Annotated in this window: 18 protein-coding genes; 16 read left to right on the top strand and 2 right to left on the bottom strand. The window is 73.3% G+C overall.

Annotation, left to right across the window (positions count from 1 at the left end):
• Nucleotides 1-62: 62 nt before the first annotated feature.
• Complete coding sequence (locus tag ACN261_RS28210; protein ID WP_421482684.1) at nt 63-1,145, bottom strand: NAD(P)-dependent alcohol dehydrogenase; 1,083 nt, start codon at nt 1,143-1,145, stop codon at nt 63-65.
• 73 nt (nt 1,146-1,218) lie between these two features.
• Here ACN261_RS28210 and ACN261_RS28205 point away from each other — a divergent pair, with 73 nt between their 5' ends.
• From ACN261_RS28205 to ACN261_RS28140, 14 genes are all read left to right on the top strand, one after another.
• Nucleotides 1,219-2,688 carry an aldehyde dehydrogenase family protein gene (locus ACN261_RS28205; RefSeq protein ID WP_421482683.1) on the top strand — a complete coding sequence of 490 codons (1,470 nt, stop codon included), beginning with the start codon at nt 1,219-1,221 and terminating at the stop codon, nt 2,686-2,688.
• Complete coding sequence (locus ACN261_RS28200) at nt 2,685-3,920, top strand: PucR family transcriptional regulator (protein ID WP_425853049.1); 1,236 nt, start codon at nt 2,685-2,687, stop codon at nt 3,918-3,920. Before ACN261_RS28205 ends, ACN261_RS28200 begins: the two co-directional genes overlap by 4 nt.
• A gap of 173 nt (nt 3,921-4,093) precedes the next feature.
• A complete protein-coding gene (locus tag ACN261_RS28195; RefSeq protein ID WP_421482680.1) occupies nt 4,094-5,116 on the top strand; it encodes an alcohol dehydrogenase catalytic domain-containing protein in 1,023 nt (340 codons plus the stop codon).
• The gene (locus ACN261_RS28190; protein ID WP_421482679.1) at nt 5,113-6,588 is read left to right on the top strand and encodes an amidohydrolase family protein; all 1,476 of its coding nucleotides are present in this window, start codon (nt 5,113-5,115) and stop codon (nt 6,586-6,588) included. Before ACN261_RS28195 ends, ACN261_RS28190 begins: the two co-directional genes overlap by 4 nt.
• Complete coding sequence (locus tag ACN261_RS28185) at nt 6,585-7,664, top strand: BMP family ABC transporter substrate-binding protein (protein WP_232377008.1); 1,080 nt, start codon at nt 6,585-6,587, stop codon at nt 7,662-7,664. The genes ACN261_RS28190 and ACN261_RS28185 overlap by 4 nt, the downstream gene beginning before the upstream one ends.
• 37 nt (nt 7,665-7,701) lie before the next feature.
• Nucleotides 7,702-9,279: an ABC transporter ATP-binding protein gene (locus ACN261_RS28180; protein ID WP_421482678.1), complete on the top strand. Its 1,578-nt coding sequence runs from the start codon at nt 7,702-7,704 to the stop codon at nt 9,277-9,279.
• A complete protein-coding gene (locus ACN261_RS28175; RefSeq protein WP_425853047.1) occupies nt 9,279-10,574 on the top strand; it encodes an ABC transporter permease in 1,296 nt (431 codons plus the stop codon). The genes ACN261_RS28180 and ACN261_RS28175 overlap by 1 nt, the downstream gene beginning before the upstream one ends.
• A complete protein-coding gene (locus ACN261_RS28170) occupies nt 10,571-11,485 on the top strand; it encodes an ABC transporter permease (RefSeq protein ID WP_421482676.1) in 915 nt (304 codons plus the stop codon). The genes ACN261_RS28175 and ACN261_RS28170 overlap by 4 nt, the downstream gene beginning before the upstream one ends.
• Before the next feature lie 273 nt (nt 11,486-11,758).
• Complete coding sequence (locus tag ACN261_RS28165) at nt 11,759-12,703, top strand: alpha/beta fold hydrolase (RefSeq protein ID WP_425853045.1); 945 nt, start codon at nt 11,759-11,761, stop codon at nt 12,701-12,703.
• A 4-nt stretch (nt 12,704-12,707) separates the two neighbouring features.
• Nucleotides 12,708-13,973, top strand: a complete 1,266-nt coding sequence (locus ACN261_RS28160; protein ID WP_425853043.1) for a sensor histidine kinase — start codon at nt 12,708-12,710, stop codon at nt 13,971-13,973.
• A complete protein-coding gene (locus ACN261_RS28155) occupies nt 13,970-14,572 on the top strand; it encodes a response regulator transcription factor (protein ID WP_425853041.1) in 603 nt (200 codons plus the stop codon). The genes ACN261_RS28160 and ACN261_RS28155 overlap by 4 nt, the downstream gene beginning before the upstream one ends.
• A gap of 293 nt (nt 14,573-14,865) precedes the next feature.
• Nucleotides 14,866-16,077 carry a helix-turn-helix domain-containing protein gene (locus tag ACN261_RS28150; RefSeq protein ID WP_421482672.1) on the top strand — a complete coding sequence of 404 codons (1,212 nt, stop codon included), beginning with the start codon at nt 14,866-14,868 and terminating at the stop codon, nt 16,075-16,077.
• A gap of 190 nt (nt 16,078-16,267) precedes the next feature.
• Nucleotides 16,268-16,438 (top strand): hypothetical protein, encoded by a 171-nt coding sequence (locus ACN261_RS28145; protein WP_232378610.1) that lies wholly within the window; start codon nt 16,268-16,270, stop codon nt 16,436-16,438.
• Nucleotides 16,425-17,627, top strand: a complete 1,203-nt coding sequence (locus ACN261_RS28140; protein ID WP_425853038.1) for a helix-turn-helix domain-containing protein — start codon at nt 16,425-16,427, stop codon at nt 17,625-17,627. The genes ACN261_RS28145 and ACN261_RS28140 overlap by 14 nt, the downstream gene beginning before the upstream one ends.
• A 120-nt stretch (nt 17,628-17,747) precedes the next feature.
• On the opposite strand, the gene ACN261_RS28135 is transcribed toward ACN261_RS28140, so the two are convergent.
• A complete protein-coding gene (locus ACN261_RS28135) occupies nt 17,748-18,776 on the bottom strand; it encodes an aldo/keto reductase (RefSeq protein WP_421482668.1) in 1,029 nt (342 codons plus the stop codon).
• 175 nt (nt 18,777-18,951) lie between these two features.
• On the opposite strand from ACN261_RS28135, the gene ACN261_RS28130 reads away from it, so the two are divergent.
• Both ACN261_RS28130 and ACN261_RS28125 read left to right on the top strand, forming a co-directional pair.
• Nucleotides 18,952-19,413: a VOC family protein gene (locus ACN261_RS28130; protein WP_067315529.1), complete on the top strand. Its 462-nt coding sequence runs from the start codon at nt 18,952-18,954 to the stop codon at nt 19,411-19,413.
• Nucleotides 19,401-19,853: a nuclear transport factor 2 family protein gene (locus ACN261_RS28125; protein WP_245855058.1), complete on the top strand. Its 453-nt coding sequence runs from the start codon at nt 19,401-19,403 to the stop codon at nt 19,851-19,853. Before ACN261_RS28130 ends, ACN261_RS28125 begins: the two co-directional genes overlap by 13 nt.
• Nucleotides 19,854-19,946 lie beyond the last annotated feature (93 nt).

Here is a 19,946-nt window from a genome sequence, read left to right as displayed (position 1 = left end):
CATTGCGAGACAATGTTTCACGATGAGATACAGCGATGTCGATGGGGCGGTGCCGTCCCTGCTCAGAGCGTCAGGACGGCCTTGCCGACCTCGCCGGAGCGCAGCGCCGCCACCGCCTCGTTGATCTGCGCGAAGGGGAACCGGGTGATCAGGCGGTCCACCGGGAAGTTGCCGGCGGCGTGCAGGTCCAGCAGCCGCGGCAGGAACACCTGCGGCAGGCTGCTGCCCCCGATGATGCCGGTGATGCTGCGGCCGTTGAGCACGCTGCGCCACTCGAAGCTCATCTGCTCGCTCGGGCCGATCCCGACCACGCCGCACCGGCCGAGCGGGCCGAGCGACTCGACCGCGAGGCGCAGCACGTCCTCCCGGCCGGTGGTGTCGATCGCGACGTCGAAGCCGTGCGGGGCGATCGCGGTCAGCAGCTCGCGCGGGTCGCCGTCGGCGGAGTTCACCCCGTGGGTCGCGCCGAGCAGTCGGGCCGTGTCGAGCTTGCCGGCGTTGACGTCGACCGCCGCGACGACGGCGCAGCCGGCCACCCGGGCGGCCAGGATCGCCGCCACGCCCACCGCGCCCGCGCCGAAGACCACGAGCGAGGAGCCGACCTCCGGGCGCAGCACGTTGAGCACCGCGCCGGCCCCGGTGCCGAAACCGCAGCCGAACGGGCCGACCACGCCCAGGTCGACCTCCTTGCTGATCGGCACCACCGCGCGGGCCGGGGCGACGACGTGACTGGCGAACGACGACTGGCCCAGGAAGTGGCCGTTGACGGGCTGCCCGTCGCGGGAGAGCGCCGTGCTGCCGTCCGGTCGCCGGCCGGTGAAGTTGACCGCGTCGAACCGGCGGCAGTAGGCGGGGTTTCCGCCCCGGCACAGCGGGCAGTCGCCGCAGGAGGTGAAGCTCATCGCGACGTGGTCGCCCGGCGAGACGCCGGTGACCCGCTCGCCGACCTGCTCGACGACCCCGCTGCCCTCGTGGCCGAGCACCGCCGGGGTGGGGAAGAAGTTGGCGAACTCCAGGTCGGTGGCGCAGATCCCCACGCTGTGCACCCGGACCAGCACCTCGTCCGGCCCGGGGTCGGCGAGGTCGATCTGCTGGAGGGTGAAGGGCCCTCCCGCGTTCTCCAGCACCGCCGCTGTGATCCGCACGCGCCCTCCCTAGTGACTCACAAAGCGAGATTGCATCTTGACATGCGAAACGTGGAGGGTCAAGGATTCGCACATGGCTGACCTGGACATTCCCACCGCCCGCCAGCTCGTCGACGGCGACTGGACCCCCGCCGCCGACGGCGGTGAGCTACCGGTGCTCGATCCCGCCACCCGGGAGACCATCCAGTCGGTGGCCCGCGCCCGCGCGGTCGACGTCGACCACGCCGTCGCCGCCGCCCGCCGGGCCGCCCCCGGCTGGGCGGCCACCTCGCCCAGCGAGCGCGGCGCGATCCTGCGCCGCTGGGCCGCGCTGATCGGCGAGCACGTCGAGGAACTCGCCGCGTACGAGGCGCGTGACGTGGGCAAACCCCGCTCCGGCGGGCGGCTCAACATGTACATCACCCAGGGCATCGTCGACTACTTCGCCGGGGCCGCCGACAAGCTCACCGGCGTCACCCTGCCCACCCGTACGCCCGACTACTTCGGCTACACCCGGCCCGAGCCGTACGGCGTCTGCGCGGTGATCATCCCGTGGAACGTGCCGGCCGTGCTCACCGCCGCCAACGTCGCCCCGGCGCTGGCCGCCGGCAACACGGTGGTGCTGAAGCCCTCCGAGGTCGCGCCGTTGTCGCCGTTCGCGCTGGCCGAGCTGGGCCGCCGGGCGGGCCTGCCGCCGGGCGTGCTCAACGTGGTCACCGGGCTGGGCCCCGAGGCCGGGGTGGCGCTCACCGGGCACGCCGACATCGACCACATCAGCTTCGTCGGCTCGACGGTGACCGGCCGGTCCGTCATGCGTGCCGCCGCGCAGCACCTCGTCCCGGTCAAGCTGGAGCTGGGGGGCAAGTCCCCGAACGTGGTCTTCGCCGACGCCGACCTGGACGCGGCGATCCCGGCGATCATCGCCTCGATCACCGAGAACGCCGGGCAGAACTGCTACGCCGGCTCCCGGCTGCTGGTCGAGGAGTCGATCCGGGCCGAGGTGGTCGAGCGGGTCGCCGCCGGCATGAAGGCCATCCGGACCGGCCCCTGGGACCAGGATCTGGACATGGGCCCGCTGGTCAGCCAGGCCCAGTACGAGCGGGTCCGGGGTTTCCTGGCCGAGGCCCCGGCCGCCGGGGCCCGGCTGGTCGTCGGCGGCGAGCCGGCCACCGCCGCGTTCGACGACGGCTGGTACGTCGCCCCGACCGTCTTCGACCAGGTCGACTCGGACATGCGGCTGGTCCGTGAGGAGGTCTTCGGCCCGGTGCTGGCGGTGCAGGGCTTCCGGGGCGTCGACGAGGCGGTGACCCTGATGAACAGCACCGACTTCGGCCTGCTGGCCTGCATCTGGACCAGTGACGTGTCGCGGGCGCTGCGGGTGGCCGGGCTGGTCCGCTCCGGGCAGGTCGCGGTGAACCAGTTCCACGACGCCGGGGTGATCGGCTTTCCGTTCAACATGCAGAAGGAGAGCGGCTTCAGCCGGGGCGGCGGCTACGCGGCGCTGCGCGAGTACACCCAGGAGAAGGCCGTCGCGGTCCGGCTGCTCGACCGACCGTCGGCGTGAGCCGATCGGGTGAGCTGGCGGCGGCCCGCCCCCGGCTGGCCGTCGCCGCCGCGCCGCCGCCGGCAGCGTTCGCCCAGTGGCTCGCCGAACTCGCGTTCGGCGGCGCCGGCTGGCCGGAGTTGCTGGCCGCGGTGGCGGAGCGGACCGGCGCGGCCTGCCGGCTGGTGGCCGAGACGGGCGAACTGCTCGCCGACAGCGACGGCGCGGGCGGTCCCGGCCGCGACGCCGCGCCGGACGACGTCCGCCGCGCCCTGGCCGCCGGTCGGGCCGGCGGGGCGGGACCGCCGGGGGGCGCGCCGGCCACGGTCCGCTGCGCCGACGGGTGGGCCGGCCGGGCGGTGGCGGTCGGCGCGGGGCCCCGGCGGATCGGCGCGTTGCTGCTGGCCGAGCCGGTCTCGGCCGGGCAGTGGGAACTGGCGGCGGCGGCGACCACCGCGCTGTTGATCGAGGCGGTCCGGCACGAGTCGCCGCCGCCGGCCGTACGGGACGCCGCGACGGTGCTGCGGGCCCTGCGCGACGGCCCCGGCGGGCCGGCCGGATCGTCGTCGACGCCCCGGATGGGTGAGGCGGAACTGCTGCGGGCCGGCGCGGCGCACGGGTGGCGGCTGGACCAGCCGCACGCCGTGGCCGGGATCGCGTACACCGGGGAGCAGCAGCGCCGCTGGGCGTCCGCGCTGAGCTGGCTGGACCGGCCGGTGCTGGCCGAGGGGCGGCTGGCCTGGACCCTGCTGCACGGTGACGTGGAGCGCGAGGTGACCCGGCTGCGGGCCCGGCTGGACCAGATCGTCGGCCCCGGGCAGGTCCGGGTGGTCGCCGGGGCACTGGTGACCGGGCCGGCCCGGACGGCGGCCTCGTTCCGCGACGCGGACCGGCTGCTGCGGCTGCTGCTGCGGTCGGCGGACGAGCGGTCCGAGCTGCCGTTCGGGCAGGCCGGACTGGCGCAGGTCCTGCTGGCGGTGCCGGACGAGCGGCTGCGCTGGTTCGTGCACCGGCACCTGGGGCCGATCGCCCACCGCGACGACCTGCTGCGCACCCTGGACTGCTGGTTGGCGACCGGGGGCAGCCGGCAGGCGGTCAGCGAACGGCTGCACCTGCACCGCAACTCGGTGGGCTACCGGGTCGGCCTGATCAAGCGGCTGCTGGGGGTCGATCCGCTCGACCCGCGGACGGTCGCGGTGCTGCGTACGGCGCTCGTCGCGCGGGAGTTGCTGGCCGCCTCCGAGGCCGGTTGATCCCCTGGTGGGTGGCCTGTGAACAGCCTGGACGCCCGGCTTCGTTAACCGTTCCGCCTCTTTTGCGGCAAGCCGTTGACACGCCGCCGCCCCGCAGGCAGAGTACGACCCCAAGCAGCGAGAATCACAATGCAAGACGCCATATTGACTGGTAGACCACGGGGGAGGTTGCGATGCGGGCGATGGTCCAGACCGGTTTCGGCGGCGCCGAGGTGCTGAGCCTGCGGCACCTGCCCGACCCTGAGCCGGGCCCGGCCGACGTGGTCGTCCGGGTGCACACCGCCGCCGTCAACCGCCTCGACCTGCTCCAGCAGCGCACCGCCCTGCTCCCCGGCTTCGAGCTGCCCCACGTCGGCGGCATGGACGTCGCCGGCCAGGTCGACGCCGTCGGGCCGCAGGTCACCACGGTACGCCCCGGAGACCGGGTGCTGATCGACCCGACCATCGGCTGCGGAGCCTGCGCCACCTGCAAGAACGGCCAACCGGGCTACTGCGCGACGCTGGCCGTGGTCGGCGGGAACCGCCCCGGCGGGTTCGCCGAGTACGTCACCGTCCCCGCCACCGTCGTGCACCGGGTGCCCGCCCACGTCGACCTCGCCGAGGCCGCCGCGCTGCCCACCGCGTGGAGCCTCGGCTGGCACGCCGTGCACCGCGTCGGCGGGGTCCGCGCCGGGGAGTGGGTGCTGGTGCAGGCCGCCACGAGCGCGGTCAGCATCGCCGCCATCCAACTCGCCCGCCGGGCCGGCGCCCGGGTGCTCGCGGTGGCGCGGACCGAGGCCAAGCGGGCCGTCGCCGCCGACCTCGGCGCGGACGTGCTCGACCTCGACGGGCGCACCGCCGAGCGGGTGCTGGAGCACACCGACGGCCACGGCGTCGACCTGGCCGTCGACCACGTCGGCACCGCCACCTGGGCCACCTCGCTGGCCAGCCTGCGCACCGGCGGCCGGATCGTGCTGCTCGGCAACACCACAGGCGACCAGGTCAGCTTCTCCCTCTCCGACGTCTACCGGCGGGGGCTGCGGCTGCTCGGGGCCGGGGCGTACCGCCCGGCCGACTTCGCCGACATGCTCGACGCCTACTTCACCGGTGGCCTGCGGGTGCTGCGGGGCGCGGAGTACCCGCTGGCCGACCTGGCGCAGGCGTACGCCCGGCAGGAGTCCGGTGACCTCGTCGGCAAGATCCTCGTCCGGCCATGACCACCACCCCGACGGCGGCCACCGCCGACCCCCGCCCGGCCGACCTGCTGATCGTCGACGCCGAGATCGTCACCATGGCCCCCGACCGGGCGCTCGTCCCCGGCGGCACGATCGCCGTGGTCGACGGCCGGATCGCCGCGATCGGCCCGGCGGCGGCCCTGCGCGCGGCGTACCCGGGCAGCCCCGAACTCGACGCCACCGGCTGTGTGGTCGTCCCCGGCCTGGTCAACGCCCACCAGCACACCACCGCCGACCCGCTGGTGCGCAGCAGCATCCCCGACGACGTGCCGGCCCGGCAGGCCATCTTCGACTGGATCGTGCCGCTGCACGCCGCGGTCACCGGCGACGACGACGAACTGTCGGCCACCCTCACCGCCGTCGAGTCGCTCAGCTACGGGGTCACCACCCTGCTGGAGCCCGGCACGGTGGCGCACCCGCTGCGGGTCGCCGCCGGGCTGCGTACCGCCGGCATCCGGGCCCGGGTCGGCGGCTGGGGTTGGGACGCCGACGACGCGCCGTACGCCATGCCGGCCGCGGACACCCTCGCCGTGCAGGCCGACACCGTCGCCGCCCTGGCCGGCGACCCGCTGGTCACCGGCTGGATCACCCTGGTTGGGCACGACCTGGTCAGCGACGCGCTGTTCACCGGGGCGGCGGCGCTCGCCGAGCGGCTCGACGTGCCGATGACCTGGCACCTGTCACCCGGCCCCGAGGACGCCGCCGCCTACGCCGCCGCCGGCCGGGCCCGGCCCGTACGCCACCTGCGCGACCTCGGCGTGCTCGGCCCCCGGCTGCTGCTCGGCCACGCGGTGTGGCTCGACGACGCCGAGGTCGACGCGCTCGTCGAGACGGGCACCGCCGTCGCCTCCTGCCCGGGGGCCTACCTGCGGCTCGGTCAGGGCTACACCCGGGCCGGCCGGCACACCGCGCTGCACCGGGCCGGCGGCCGGCTCGCGCTGGGCTGCGACTCGCACAACGCCGGGGACACCCCCGACCTGTGGCGGGCCGCCCGACTCTTCGCCGGCCTGGAGCGGGACCGGGGCGTCCCCGACCCGCTGCGCGCCGACGAGGTCTTCGCCCTGGCCACCGTCGACGGCGCCGCCGCCGTCGGGCTCGGGGCGCTGACCGGCTCGATCGAGGTCGGCAAGGCCGCCGACCTGGTGCTGCTCGACACCCGGACCATCCCCTGGATTCCGCGCGGTGACCTGCCCACCCAGCTCGTCTGGGGCGCGGCCGGGCACACCGTCCGGGACGTTCTGGTCGACGGCCGGCTGGTGGTCCGCGACCGGCGGGTCACCACCGTCGACGTCGACGCCCTGCGCGAGGAGGCCGCCCAGCGTCGGGCCGCCCTGCTGCGCCGGGTCGGCATCGACATCCCCCCTCGCTGGCCCACCGTGCCAGCGACCGAGTACTCCGCGCGCCGGTCCGTGCCGGGCGGCGCGCCGACCCCACGTGAAGGGAAAGCACCATGACAATGAGGATTGGTCGGGGTCCGGCGGCGCTGCTCGCCGGGGCGCTGGGGTTCGCCCTGGTCGGTTGCGCGAGCAACGACGCGACCGCGCCGTCGGCGGGAGGGTCGGCCAGCAGCGGTACGGCCCCTGCCGGGCAGCCCGACGCCAACGGTGACGGCAAGGTCGTCATCGGCGTGCTCAGCCCCGGTGACATCAACGACAACGGCTACTACGAGAGCTTCGTCGTCGGTGCCGAGAAGTTCGCCACCGAGAAGGGTTGGCAGGTCATCAAGCGCGGCAACGTGCCGCCGACCGAGGCGCTCAGCGCCGCCCGCGCGCTGTGTCAGCAGGGCGTGGACATGGTGGCGCTCGGGGCCTCCGAGCTCAAGGACGCCATCCCGGCCTCCGAGGAGCCGGTCTGCGCCAAGACCTCCTGGTACGTGCCGTCGTCGGAGAACATCCCGCAGACGCCCCGGGTGACGCTGTCCAGCGACGACCCCAACCAGAGCATGCTCGCCGCCGGGTACGCCACCGGCCTGGTCATGCAGGCCAAGAACGCCACCAAGGCCGGCTTCGTCACCGGCATGGAGGCCGACTTCTCGGTCAACGCCGCCAAGGCGTACAAGGCCGGCATCCGGATGGTGGTGCCGAACGCGACCCTGGTGACCACCTACACGGGTGACTTCAACGACTCGGCGAAGGCCCGGGAGGCCGTCCAGGCGCAGATCAGCCAGGGCGTCAAGGTCGTCTACCCGTACCTGGGCGGGGCCACCGACGCGGCGGCCAAGCTGGCCAACACCGGCGGCGCGCTCACCCTGACCCCGGGCACCGACCGGTGCGACTCGACCGACCCGCGCTTCGACATCTCGGTCATCTTCGACCCGGGCGCGTACTTCGCCGCCGCGCTGGAGCTGTTCGCCAAGGGCGAGATGACCCTCGGCACCACCAAGAAGTGGGAGCTGGGCAAGGACCCGTACCCGGCCGTCAAGATCTGCAAGCCGACCCCGGAGCAGACCCAGAAGATGGACGCCTTCGTCGCCGACGTGGCCAGCGGCAAGACCGACACCGCCGCGACGGTCGCCAAGCTCGGCTCCTGACCCCCGCTGCCCGACGACCAACGAGGTGAAACGGACTGTGGACGTTGACGACCAGCTGACGCCGGCTCTCACCCTGCGCGGGGTCAGCAAGCGTTACGGTCCGGTCGTCGCCTGCGACGCCGTGGATCTCGCCGTACGACCCGGCGAGATCCACGGCCTGCTCGGCGAGAACGGGGCCGGAAAGTCGACCCTGATGAAGATCCTGCTCGGGTTGGTGCACCGCGACGCCGGCACCATCACGCGCGGCACCGAACCGGTCGAGATCGACAGTCCGCAGGTCGCCGCCGACCTCGGCCTGGGCATGGTGCACCAGCACTTCAGCCTGATCGAACCGCTCACCGTCTGGGAGAACGTCATCCTCGGCGACACCGGGCGGATCGACCGGGCGGCGGCCTGCGCCCAGGTCGAGGAGGTGTCCCGACGGTACGGGCTGCCCATCGACCCGCACGCCCGCATCGACCGGCTCTCCGCCGGGGAACGGCAGCGGGTCGAGCTGATCAAGTGCCTGCGCCGTGACCCGTCCATCCTGATCCTGGACGAGCCGACCTCGGTGCTCACCCAGGCCGAGTCGGCGGAGCTGTTCACCGTGCTGCGTCGGGTGGTGCAGGCGGAACGGCGGGCGGTCATCCTGATCAGCCACAAGCTCGCCGAGATCATGGCGGCCACCGACCGGGTGACCGTGCTGCGGCGCGGCGCGGTCGCGTTCCACGGCGCGACGAAGGACACCACCGCCCAGCAGCTCGCCCGGCAGATGGTCGGCCGGGAGGTGTCGTTGCAGTCCGAGAGCGCGGCGCTGGGCCTGCTACCCGTCGAGCGTCCCGAACCGGTCGAGGGCGTCGCCCCGGCGGCCGGGAACGCGACGACGTCGGAGCAGCCGGCGGCGCTGCGGCTGCGCGAGGTGACCCTGCTCGTCGGCGGCCTGCCGGTGCTGGACAAGCTCAGCCTCGACGTCGCCCCCGGCGAGATCGTCGGCCTGTACGGGGTCGAGGGCAACGGCCAGGCCACCGTCGGTGAGCTGCTGTCCGGGCTGCTCGTCCCCGACTCCGGCACCGTCGAACTCGACGGCCGGCCGGTCGACCTGGTCCGCCCCGGCGCGCTGCACACCGCCGGACTCGGCATCGTGCCCGAGGACCGGCACCACTCCGGCGTGGTGCTCGACATGAGCGTCGCCGAGAACCTGGTGATGAAGTCCCTCGCCGGGGTCACCGCACGCGGGGTGCTCAGCCGGCGGAAGATGCACCGGATCGCCCAGCGGCAGATGACCGAGTTCAACATCGTCGCGCCCTCGCCGGACACCCCGCTGCGCAGCCTCTCCGGCGGCAACCAGCAGCGGGTGGTGCTCGCCCGGGAGCTGTCCGCCGGGCCGAAGGCGCTGGTCGCCGCCCAACCCACCCACGGGCTGGACGTCGGCGCGATCGAAGACATGTACGTGCGGCTGCGGCAGGCCGCCGCGGAAGGGGTGGCGGTGTTGCTGATCTCCACGGAGCTGGAGGAGGTGATGGCCCTGGCCAACCGGATCGCGGTGATCTCCTCCGGCCGGATCGTCGGGGTGCTCCCCACCGCCGAGGCCACCGCCGAGCGGCTCGGCATGCTGGTCGGCGGGGTGAGTCACTGATGGCGACCCTCGGTATCGACGGCACCGGCCAGCGGCTGCTGCGCCGGCTCAACCCCGGCCCCGGCGGCTGGCAGGTCGGCCTCGCCACCGTCGCCACGGTGGGCGTCGCGCTCGGCCTGTCCGCCCTGCTGATCGCGGTCACCGGCGGCTCACCGACCGCCTCCACCAAGGCCCTCTACCAGGGCAGCATGGCCACCCCGGCGGCCTGGTCCACCTCCCTGCTGTACGTCGCGCCGCTGCTGCTGGTCGCCGTCGGGGCGTGCGTCAGCGCCCGCTCCGGCTTCTTCAACATCGGCCAGGAGGGGCAGGTGCTGATCGGCGCGCTCGCCGGCGCGTGGGTCGGCCTGCGGCTGGCCGTACCCGGACCGCTGCTGCTGGTCCTGGTGCTGCTCGCCTCGGTGGTCGGTGCCGGCGTCTGGGCCGGGCTCAGCGCACTGATGTACCGGTTCCGGGGCGTCAACGTCGTGGTCAGCACGATGCTGATGACGTTCCTCGCCCAGCAGCTCATCTCGTTCGCGGTGAACACCCCGTGGCTGCTCCAGGAGTCCCGGCTCGGCCGGGGCACGCTGTCCCCGCAGTCCAACCCGGTGCCCGAGAACGCCCGGCTCGCCTCCCTCGGTGACTACCCGAACCTCCAGCTCAACGGGGGTCTGGTGCTGGCCGTCGTGGTGGCGGTCGTGCTGGCGCTGGTGATGGCGCGTACCCGCTGGGGTTTCCGGTTGAAGATGGTCGGTCTCAACCCGGCGGCGGCCCGGCACGCGGGCGTGCGGGTCGGCGCCCTCGGCGGCATCGCTCTCGCGATCTCCGGTGCGCTGGCCGGCCTGGCCGGTGCGCTGCTGCTGACCAGCCCGGTCGGCACCAACCGGTTGCAGCCGGGGATGTCGCTCAACATCGGCTGGGACGGCCTGCTGGTCGCCCTGGTCGCCCGGAACAACCCGCTGCTGGCCATCCCGGTGGCGGTGCTGTTCGGCGTGCTGCGGGCCGGCGGCAGCTTCCTGGCCGCCACCGGCGTGCCGTCGTTCCTGGTCGACGTGGTCAAGGCGCTGCTGGTGCTGGCGTTCGTCGCACCGCCGGTGGTGATCGGCATGCTGCGCCGACGCCGCCTGGCCGACCAGCCGGCGACCCCGACCACCCCGACCACCGCGGCGGCCTCGCCCGAGCCGACCGACCCGTCGGCCCCGGCCACCCCGACCGCGTCGGTGCCCGGCCCCCGCAGCACCGCGCCGGAACCGGCGGACCCCGGCGACGCCGGGACCGCCGGCACCAAGGACGCCATGGAAGGCAGGTTGGCATGAGCGCCGCCGACAACATCGCCACCATCCTCTCCAGCGGGGCCCGGCTCACCGTGCCCCTGGCCTTCGCCGCCTGCGGGGAGTACGTCGCCCAGCGCGCCGGCACCCTCAACATCTCCGTCGAGGCGATGATGCTCGGCGCGGCGTTCGGGTCGATCGCGGTCGCCAGCGCCACCGGCAGCGCCACCATCGGCCTGGTGGCCGGCGCGCTGGTCGGGGTCGCGGTGGCGTTCGTGCACGGCATCCTGTCGCACCGGGTGCAGATCAACACGTTCGTCGTCGGCCTGGTGCTCAACGCGCTGGTGCTCGGCCTGACCAGCTACCTGATCACGGTGAGCACGTTCACCGGCCACCAGGTCTGGCAGGTGGACATCCCGGTGCTGCGCGACATCCCGATCATCGGCCCGATGCTGTTCGTGCAACGCTGGCCGGTCTACCTGCTGCTGGCGGTGATCCCGCTGACCTGGTGGCTGGTCGAGCGCAGCCGGTGGGGGCTGGAGCTGCGGGCGGTGGGGGAGAACCCGCAGGCCGCCGACGTCAGCGGGATCGAGGTCAACAAGCGGCGGCGGCAGGCGCTGCTCTGGTGCGGGCTGCTCGCCGGGCTCGGCGGGGCGTACCTGGCCGTCGGCGAGGTCGGCTCGTTCAACCAGAACATGACCGCCGGCCGGGGCTACCTGGTCATCGCGGCGGTCATCTTCGGGGCCTGGCGGCTCGGCCGGACCCTGGTCGGCTGTGTCGTCTTCGGCCTCGCCGACGCGATGCGGCTGGCGCTGCCGGCGCTCGGGGTCACCATGAACTCGCAGCTGCTGATCGCCGCGCCCTACCTGCTGGCCCTGCTGGCGATGCTGGTGTTCGCCACCGCGCACCGCGAACCCCGGGCACTGGCCCAACCGTTCCAACGCGGCACCACCTGACGGGGGATTCCCCGACTCCGGTCCGCCCGCACGGCGCAGCGGCCACCCTCCTCCGGTGGCGGTCGCTGCGCCGTGTGGGTCCCGGGTCGGCAGCCGCCCGCCGTGGGGATCTCGTTTGCGCACGAGAACCCGGGGGCCCACGGGGCATACCATGACTTTTTGTCACGATCGGTCGTGACAGCGGGACACTTCCGCAGCGCCTCGCGCGCTTGATTGGCTGGTCAGGCATCACGGGAGTGATCCGGATGCGCCGCCGATCCGAAAGAAGAACCCATGCGAAAGCCCGTGCGAGTCGTGCTCACCACCCTCGGTGTCCTGATCGCCGTGCCGGTGCTCCTGCTCGCGACGACCGCCGTGGTCAACGTCGTGGCGACGCGCTCGGAAGCCTCCTCGATCACCCGGTACGGGCAACCCGTGCCCGTGGACGGTAAACGGATGAACGTGGTGGTCGCGGGCAGCGGTGCCGAGACGATCGTGCTGCTGCCCGGCCTCGGCACCGCCGCCCCCGCGCTCGACTTCCAGCCGCTGATCACGGAACTCCAGCGCACGTACCGGGTCGTCGCGGTCGAACCGTTCGGCACCGGCCTGAGCGACCCCGCCGACACCGACCGCACCGCCGCGAACATCACCCGGGAGGTGCACGAGGCGCTACGGCACCTCGGCATCGACCGGTACGTGCTGATGGGCCACTCGATCGCCGGCATCTACGCGGTGACCTACGCCGCCAGCTACCCCGACGAACTCGTCGCCTTCGTCGGCATCGACAGCAGCGTCCCCGACCAGCCCGGCTGGGACGACCCGATCCCCACCGGCGTGATCGTCGGCCTGAGCAGGCTCGGCGTCACCCGGGCGCTGGCGGCGGTCGCCGACGACCCGTACGCGGGCCTGCCCTACGACGAGCGGACCCGGGAACAGTTGCGGATGCTCACCGCGAAGAACACGGCCGCCCCGACCATGGTGAACGAGATGGAGCACGCCCCGGCGAACTTCGCCGCGGTCAGCGGGAAGACCTTCCCGAAGGGGCTGCCGGTCCTGCTGTTCGTCCGGTCGGACGACCATGACGTGGCGGACTGGGTCGCCCTGCACGAGCAGCAGGCGGCGAGCGTCGACACCGGTCAGGTGGTCACCCTGGAGGGCGACCACTACCTGCACCACACCCTGTCGCCGGAGATCGCCCAGCGGACCAGGGCTTTCCTGGCGGCCCGGTCGCTACGCTGAGCCGGTGACGGACACCTGGCAGGGTGCGCCGCGAGTGGCCGCCGACCTGCGGGCGATGCGCCTGTTCACGGTGCTCTCGCTGGGGCTGGGCATGCTGATCGGTGGCGTCGTGCAGGTGCTGCTCGGCGTGGGGGTGGCAAGCGGCCCCCGGACGGTCGTCCTGCTGGTCGCGACGACCGCCGCCGTCCTGGCCGGGCTCGCCGCGATTCCCCTGCTGCTGCGGGGCCCCGACGAGGTGCCGCCCGGCCATCCGCTCGTCCTGGTGCTGCTGGCACTGTCCGGCGCGGTGTGGGTGCTGGCCGTCGTGCCGCCGTTCGCCGGCTGGGGGTGGGCGTTCACCCTGGCGATGGCGGGCGGGGTGCTCAGTTGTCTGGTCCGGGGCCGGTGGCGGGCGACGGTGATCCTCGGCTCCTGGGCCGTGATCGGTTTCGGCGGCCTGGTCGGCGTGCTGGCCCCGTCGCGCGTCGGGCCGCCGCCCGACGCGGCAGCCGACGCCATCGTGCTCGGCACCGTCGCGGTGTTCACGCTGCTGCCGCTGAGCGCGGTCTGGGTGCAGCAGGTGGTGCTGCGGCTGGAACACGCCCGCCGGCTCGCCTCCGACCTGGCGGTGGCGCGGGAGCGGCTCCGGTTCGCCGCCGACCTGCACGACATCCAGGGCCACCACCTCCAGGTGATCGCGTTGAAGAGTGAACTGGCGGAGCGCCTGCTGACCGGCCAGCCCGGGCGGGCCGGTCGGGAGATCGCCGAGATCCGCCGGATCGCGCGGGTGGCCCTCGACGACACCCGCGCCGTGGTGAACGACTACCGCACCGTCACCGTGGCGACGGAGGCGCGCAACGCGGCGGCGGTGCTGCGGTCCGCCGGCATCCGCTGCACGGCACGCATCGACACGCCGGACCTGCCCGTCGCTCTCGGCGCGGTGTTCGCCGTCGCGATCAGGGAGGCGGTGACGAACGTGCTGCGGCACAGCAGGGCGACCGAGGCCACCATCGAACTCGTCCGCGTCGGCACCCCCGACCCCGCGCACCCCGGGGCCGACGCGGTGGAGTACCGGCTGACCGTCACCAACGACGCCGCCGGGGTGCCGCGCGGTGACGGCACGGGCCTGGCCGGCCTCGCCGACCGCGTCGCGGCCCAGCGCGGAACTGTCGAGACCACCCGCGAGGGGGACACGTTCGTGCTGGTCGTCCGCATCCCCGCGCCGGACGCCGCAGGGCCTGCCCCACCGGAGCCCACCGCGCCGGGAAGACGACGGGGGACCGGCCGGTGATCCGGATCGTGATCGCCGACGACGAGGAACTCATCCGGGGCGCGCTCGTGGCGCTGCTCTCCCTGGAGGTCGACATCGAGGTCGTCGCGGACGTCGCCGACGGCGAGGCCGCCGTCGCCGCCGCCGTCGCCCACCGACCCGACCTGACCCTGCTCGACCTCGAAATGCCCGGACTCGACGGGGTCGACGCCGCCCGCCGGCTGCTGCGGCTCGTCGCGACGCAGGTGGTCATCGTCACCCGGCACGCCCGGCCGGGCACCCTGAAGCGGGCGCTGAACGCCGGGGTGCACGGCTTCGTGCCGAAGTCCACCCCGGCATCGGAGCTGGCCAGGATCATCCGGTCGGTGGCCGCCGGCGAACGCTACGTCGACGCGCGCCTGGCCGCGTCGGCGCTCACCGAGCAGGAGAGCCCGTTGACGCCGCGCGAGATCGACGTGCTGCGGCTGACCCGCGACGGCCTGCCCACCAAGCACATCGCGCGGCAGCTCGGCCTCGCCCACGGCACCGTCCGCAACCACATCTCGGCCGCGATGGCGAAACTGAACGTCGGTTCCCGCACCGACGCCGCCGCGATCGCCTGGGAACAGGGCTGGATCTGACCGCCCCGTCGACGCTTTCCGCCGGGTCGCGGGGACGCCCCGTCGACGCTTTCCGCCGGGTCGCGGGGACGCCCCGTCGACGCTTTCCGCAATTTCGCCGATGTGGCGGTATCAAAGTGACTTCGACCCCCCAACATCGGCGAAATTGGATCGATCCGAGCTGTTACCCGAAGGCCGGCGGGCGACGTCTCGGCGTGGAACAAGGGGTTATGCGGTGGCGGGATGGTCGGTAGCGTTGGCGTGACGGCGGCCGGTTGGTCGGCGGTGCATCCTGCACTGACGAGGAGGTCAGGGTGGATTCCTTGCCGGAGTTGACGTTCGGGCAGCGGTTGAAGGTCTACCGGGAGCGCTCCGGAAAAACCCGCGCGGTACTCGGTGGGCTGGTCGGCCGGAGCGCCGAGTGGGTCAAGGCGGTGGAGACCGATCGCATCCTGCCGCCGCGCATTCACATGCTGGATCGGATCGCTCGTGCCCTCAAGATCGACGTCTCTGTCCTCGCTGGCGAATTGGGCAACCGGTCAGCGGTTGTCAACGGTCCCGAGCATCCGGCGCTGGCGTCGGTGCGGGACGCGGTGAACCGCTTCGTGGTCCTCCCGGACGCCCCGGCTGAGTCGTTGTCCAGCCTGCGGGACCGGCTCGCGGCGGCGTGGCGGGCGCGTCATCAGGCATCCGATCACCGGACGGTGCTGGGTGCGTTGCTGCCTGGGCTGCTGCGGGATGTGCAGCACGCCGCTCTGGTGTGCGAAGGGGCGCAACGGCGACAGGCACAGGCGTTGTTGGCCGAGACGCTCGGACTGGTGCAGATGTTCCTCGCCTACCAGCCGGCTGCGGAGCTGATCTGGCGGGTCGCGGATCGGGCGATGGTGGCGGCACAGGAGTCGGGTGACTCCGAGGCGATCGCCCGTGCGGGATGGTTCCTGGGGCAGGTGCACCGCGATACCGGCGATTGGGATACCGCGATGGTGGTGACGCTGGACGTCATGTCGGCTCTGGAATCGCGGGTAGCCGAGGGAGGAACTGGTCTGCTGGCCCTGTGGGGAGCGCTGAACTTCGAGGCCGCGTACACCGCCGCTCGGGCGGGAGAGGAAGGCCGGGCGTGGCGGCACTGGGATCGGGCGGACCGGGTGGCGCAGCGCCTGCCCGAGGGTTATTACCAGCCGCAGACGTCGTTCTCCCGGGTCGTCATGGGCGCTCATGCGGTGACCGTGGCCGTGGAGTTGCAGAAATCCGGTGAGGCGGTGCGGCAGGCGCGCCGACATGAGGCGGCGGCGATTCCGTCGAGGCCACGCCGGGCGCGGCACCTGATCGAGGTCGCCCGGGCGTACTACGGGAAGGCCGACAGGGAGACGACCGTGGTGACGCTCCGGCAGGCTTACGAGTCAGCGCCGGAGACGATCCGCTTCAACGGGTACGCCCGCCAGATCACCCTGGACCTGCTCGATGGTCCACGGTCCACCCGAGACGAGGCCCGTGACCTCGCGGTGAAGGTCGGACTCGTCCCGTAGACCGAGGGTAGGAACCCTACCCGTTCCCCATCGTGACCTTGCGTAGCTTCTCCGGCACGGGATGTGGTGGGTGGTGCGGCTTCGCCTGCTCGCCACGTCTCCCGGCACGGGGGCGGAACCGTCCCTGTGACCCGTGCGCGGCGGTGGTGGCCTCTCGGTACGCCGTCGCGTCCTTGCGAAGGGGACGTAGGTGGGCGACGAAGAACGTGATCCGGGTGAGAGCCGGGGTGAGCGGATTCAGGCGGTCGAGCGGGAGGCGGCGCGGCGGCGGTTGCTCGCGCAGGCTGAGGCGGAGCGGATTCCGGTGGAGGAGACGACGCGGGCGGTGCCGGATCGGCGGTGGCGTCGTGGCGGGCGGTGAGTTGTTGCCGGTCGGTCGGCGGGTGGCGCACTGGCGGGGGCGGCGTGGGTTGTCGCAGCAGGTGTTCGCCGATCGGTTGGGTAAGTCGAAGAGTTGGGTGGACAAGGTCGAGCGGGGTGTCCGGACGCTGGACAAGGTGTCCACGCTCCAGGACATCGCCGCTGTCCTGCGCATCGACCCGGGTGTGCTGCTCGGCCGGGACCTCCAGGCAGCGGACGTGTCCGGTCCGGTCGAGGGGGTCGCGCAGATCCGGGAAGCCCTGTCGACGTACGACGTCGTGGTGGGAAGGCCGTCAGCGCCGGGCCGGGTCGTGCCGGCGGATCGTCTGGGGCGGGACGTCGCCCACGCGTGGGTGGCCTTCCAGCATGCCCGCTATCCGCAGGTGACCGGGATGCTCCCGGGGTTGGTGGGTGGCGCGCAGCGTGCCCGTGCCGGTGATCCGGTCGGGGGCCGGCCGGTGCTGGTGGAGGTGTACCGGCTTGCCGCAGCGCTGCTGGTCAAGCTCGGTGAGGTGGATCTGGCGTGGTTGGCCGCCGATCGGGCGATGACCGCCGCAGTCGGTGAGGTGATGCCGGTTGCCGCCGCGACCGTGCAGCTCAGTCAGGTGTTGCGGGCGTCGGGGCGGGCACGGGTGGCCCGGTCGACGGCGCTGGCCGCCGCGTACCGGATCGCCCCGCCCGACCCCGGCGCTGCGTCCGCCCCGGAGTTGTCGCTGTGCGGGACGCTCGTCGTGCAGGCGGCGTTGGCCGCCGCCCGCGACGGCGACGACCGCGCCACGGCTGCGTTGCTCGACGAGGCCGCCGACATGGCCGCCCAGGTCGGCGACGGCCACGACCACCACCGGACCGGGTTCGGAGCGGTGGCGGTGGATCTGGCCCGGGTCACCGCCGCCCTCGACCTGGGCGAGGCGGGAGAAGCGGTGGCCTGGCACGAGAGGACCACCGCCCGCGACGGCTGGCGGTGGCTATCCGCGGAACACCGCGCCGGGCACCTGCTCGACGCCGCCCGCGCCTACCTGGACGCCGGTGATCCGGGCAACGCCTGCCGGGTCCTGGTCGCGGCCGAGCGTACCGCTCCCTGCGAGGTACGCCTGCGGCCCGCGGCCCGCGCGCTCCTCGCCCGGCTGGTCCGCGACCCGTACGCCCCCGCCACGATCATCCACCTCGCCGCCACCCTCCGGGTGACCTGACCACGACCGCGCCACCATTAGGCGCTGTTGTGCCGGTGTGGCGGTATCAGAGCGCTCCGATACCGCCACACCGGCACAACAGCGCCAACGAGCGCCAACGACGGCCGCCGACGGTCGACCTCAGGGGCGGCGGCGGAGGGTGGGGTCGGTCAGGGCGGGCAGCCGGTAGCCGGCGTCGGCCGGGTTGACGTCGTGGCCCGGCCGGACCAGCTCGTCGATCCGGTCGAGCACGTCGGCCGGCAGCCCGGCCGGCTCCCCGGCGGGTAGTTGGCTGCGCAACTGGGCGAGGGTACGCGGGCCGATGATGGCGCTGGTGACCGCCGGGTGGCTCAGCACGAAGCCGAGCGCCAGGTCGATCAGCGTCAGGCCGCTCTCGTCGGCGAGGGTGGCCAGCCCGTCGACCAGGGCGAGCTTGCGGTCCCGGGCGGCGGCGTCGCGGAAGTCGAAGTGGTCGCCGTTGCGCCCGGCGCGGGAGTCCGCCGGTACGGCAGTCGACCGGTACTTGCCGGTCAGCCAGCCGCCGTTGAGCGGGCTGAACACCAGCACGCCGAGCCGGTACCGGGCGCTGGTGGGCAGGGCGGCGGCCTCGACGCCCCGGGTCAGGACCGAGTAGCCGAGCTGTTCGGTGGTGAAGCGTTCCCGCTGCCGGCGTTCGGCCACCCACTGTGCCTCGACGATCTGCTCGGCGGGGAACGCCGAGGTGCCGATCATCCGGACCTTGCCCTCCCGGACCAGGTCGGTCAGCGCGCCGAGGGTCTCGTCGACGTCGGTGAGCGGGTCGGGGCGGTGCACCTGGTAGAGGTCGATCCAGTCGGTGCCCAGCCGGCGCAGGCTGCCCTCGACCGCCTGCCTGATCCAGCGGCGGGAGTTGCCCCGGCGGTTGCGGTCGTCCCCCATCGGCTCGTGGAACTTGGTGGCCAGCACGACGTCGTCGCGCCGGCCGCGCAGCGCCCGGCCGAGGATCTCCTCGGACTCGCCGTGGGCGTACACGTCGGCGGTGTCGACCAGGTTGATCCCGGCGTCGAGCGCCTCGGCGACGATCCGGTGGCACTCCTGCTCGTCGGTGTTGCCCCAGGCGCCGAACATCATGGTGCCCAGGCAGAGGGTGCTCACCTCGACGCCGGTCCCGCCCAGTCTGCGGTACTGCATGATCCGATCGTCCTCCCGTACGCGATGTGTCCCCCACGCTGGCACGCGGGCCGGCCGCCGGCACCGTCCCGGCGCGTCGAACCCGGCGTGCCGGCTTTGTGTCCCCGGCACATCGACCCGGCCGCCGAACAGTGAATAGGCTGGTGAACGCGATAGCGATGGACATTTCGGTACGGTGGAGGTAACAGTGGCGACCGGCCTGACCCAAGCCCGATGGACGCATGTGGCGTTGCCTACCGGCGACCTCGACAAGGCGATCTCGTTCTACACCACGCTCACCCCGCTGGTGGTCGTGGAGCGGTTCGCCGACGCCGACGGCGAGAGCGTCTGGCTCTCCAACGACAAGCAGGTCGAGACCCCGTTCGTGCTGGTGCTCGTCTCCTTCAACAAGGACAAGGGCGGCCAGCTCGGCCTGCTGCACCCGTTCGCGCACATCGGCATCGAGGTGCCGCAGCGGTCGGACGTCGACGAGATCGCCGGGCGGGCCCGTGAGCTGGGTTGCCTGCACTGGGAGCCGCGTCAGATGCCGCCGCCGGTCGGCTACATCTGCGCGCTGAAGGACCCCGACGGCAACGTCATCGAGATCTCCCACGACCAGCAGGTCTTCGACACCGTGCGGCGTCGGTGGGGGAGCTGACCGCAGCGTCCACCCGCGCCGCCGTGCAGCGGTACCTGGCGGCGCTGAACGCCCACGACGCCGATGCCGTGGCCGGCTGCGTGAGCGTCGACTTCGTCAACGAGCACACCGCCGCCCTCGGCCGGACGGTGGTCGGCCGGGCCCGCTACCGGGCCCGGCTCGACGGCTTCCTGGCCGAGTTCGTCGACCTGCGTTACGAGGTGGAGGAACTGCTCGCCGACGCCGACCGGGCGGCGGTGGCGTACCGGATGTCGTTCCGGCTGGCCTCGGCCGGCCGGGCCCCGGTGCGCATCCGTGGCGTGTTCCGGTTCCGGGTCGACGCCGACGGCCTGATCGCCCACCGGGTCGACTACTGGGACAGCGGCGAGGTCCACCGTCAGCTCGCGGGAGCACCCGAACCGCCGCCCGTCCCCGGTTCGGGGGCGGGCGGCCCGGCGTAGCCGGCTTCCGGATCCGGCGTGCGGTGGTGTCCGTGTCGCCGGATCCGGCCCGTGCTCGGTAGAGTTCGCCTTTCGGCGGACGGCGAGTGCGAG

Origin of the sequence: Micromonospora sp. WMMD723 (assembly GCF_049863385.1) — a bacterium.
Lineage (GTDB): Bacteria > Actinomycetota > Actinomycetes > Mycobacteriales > Micromonosporaceae > Micromonospora > Micromonospora wenchangensis.
This window is presented reverse-complemented; position numbering and strand designations above follow the sequence as displayed.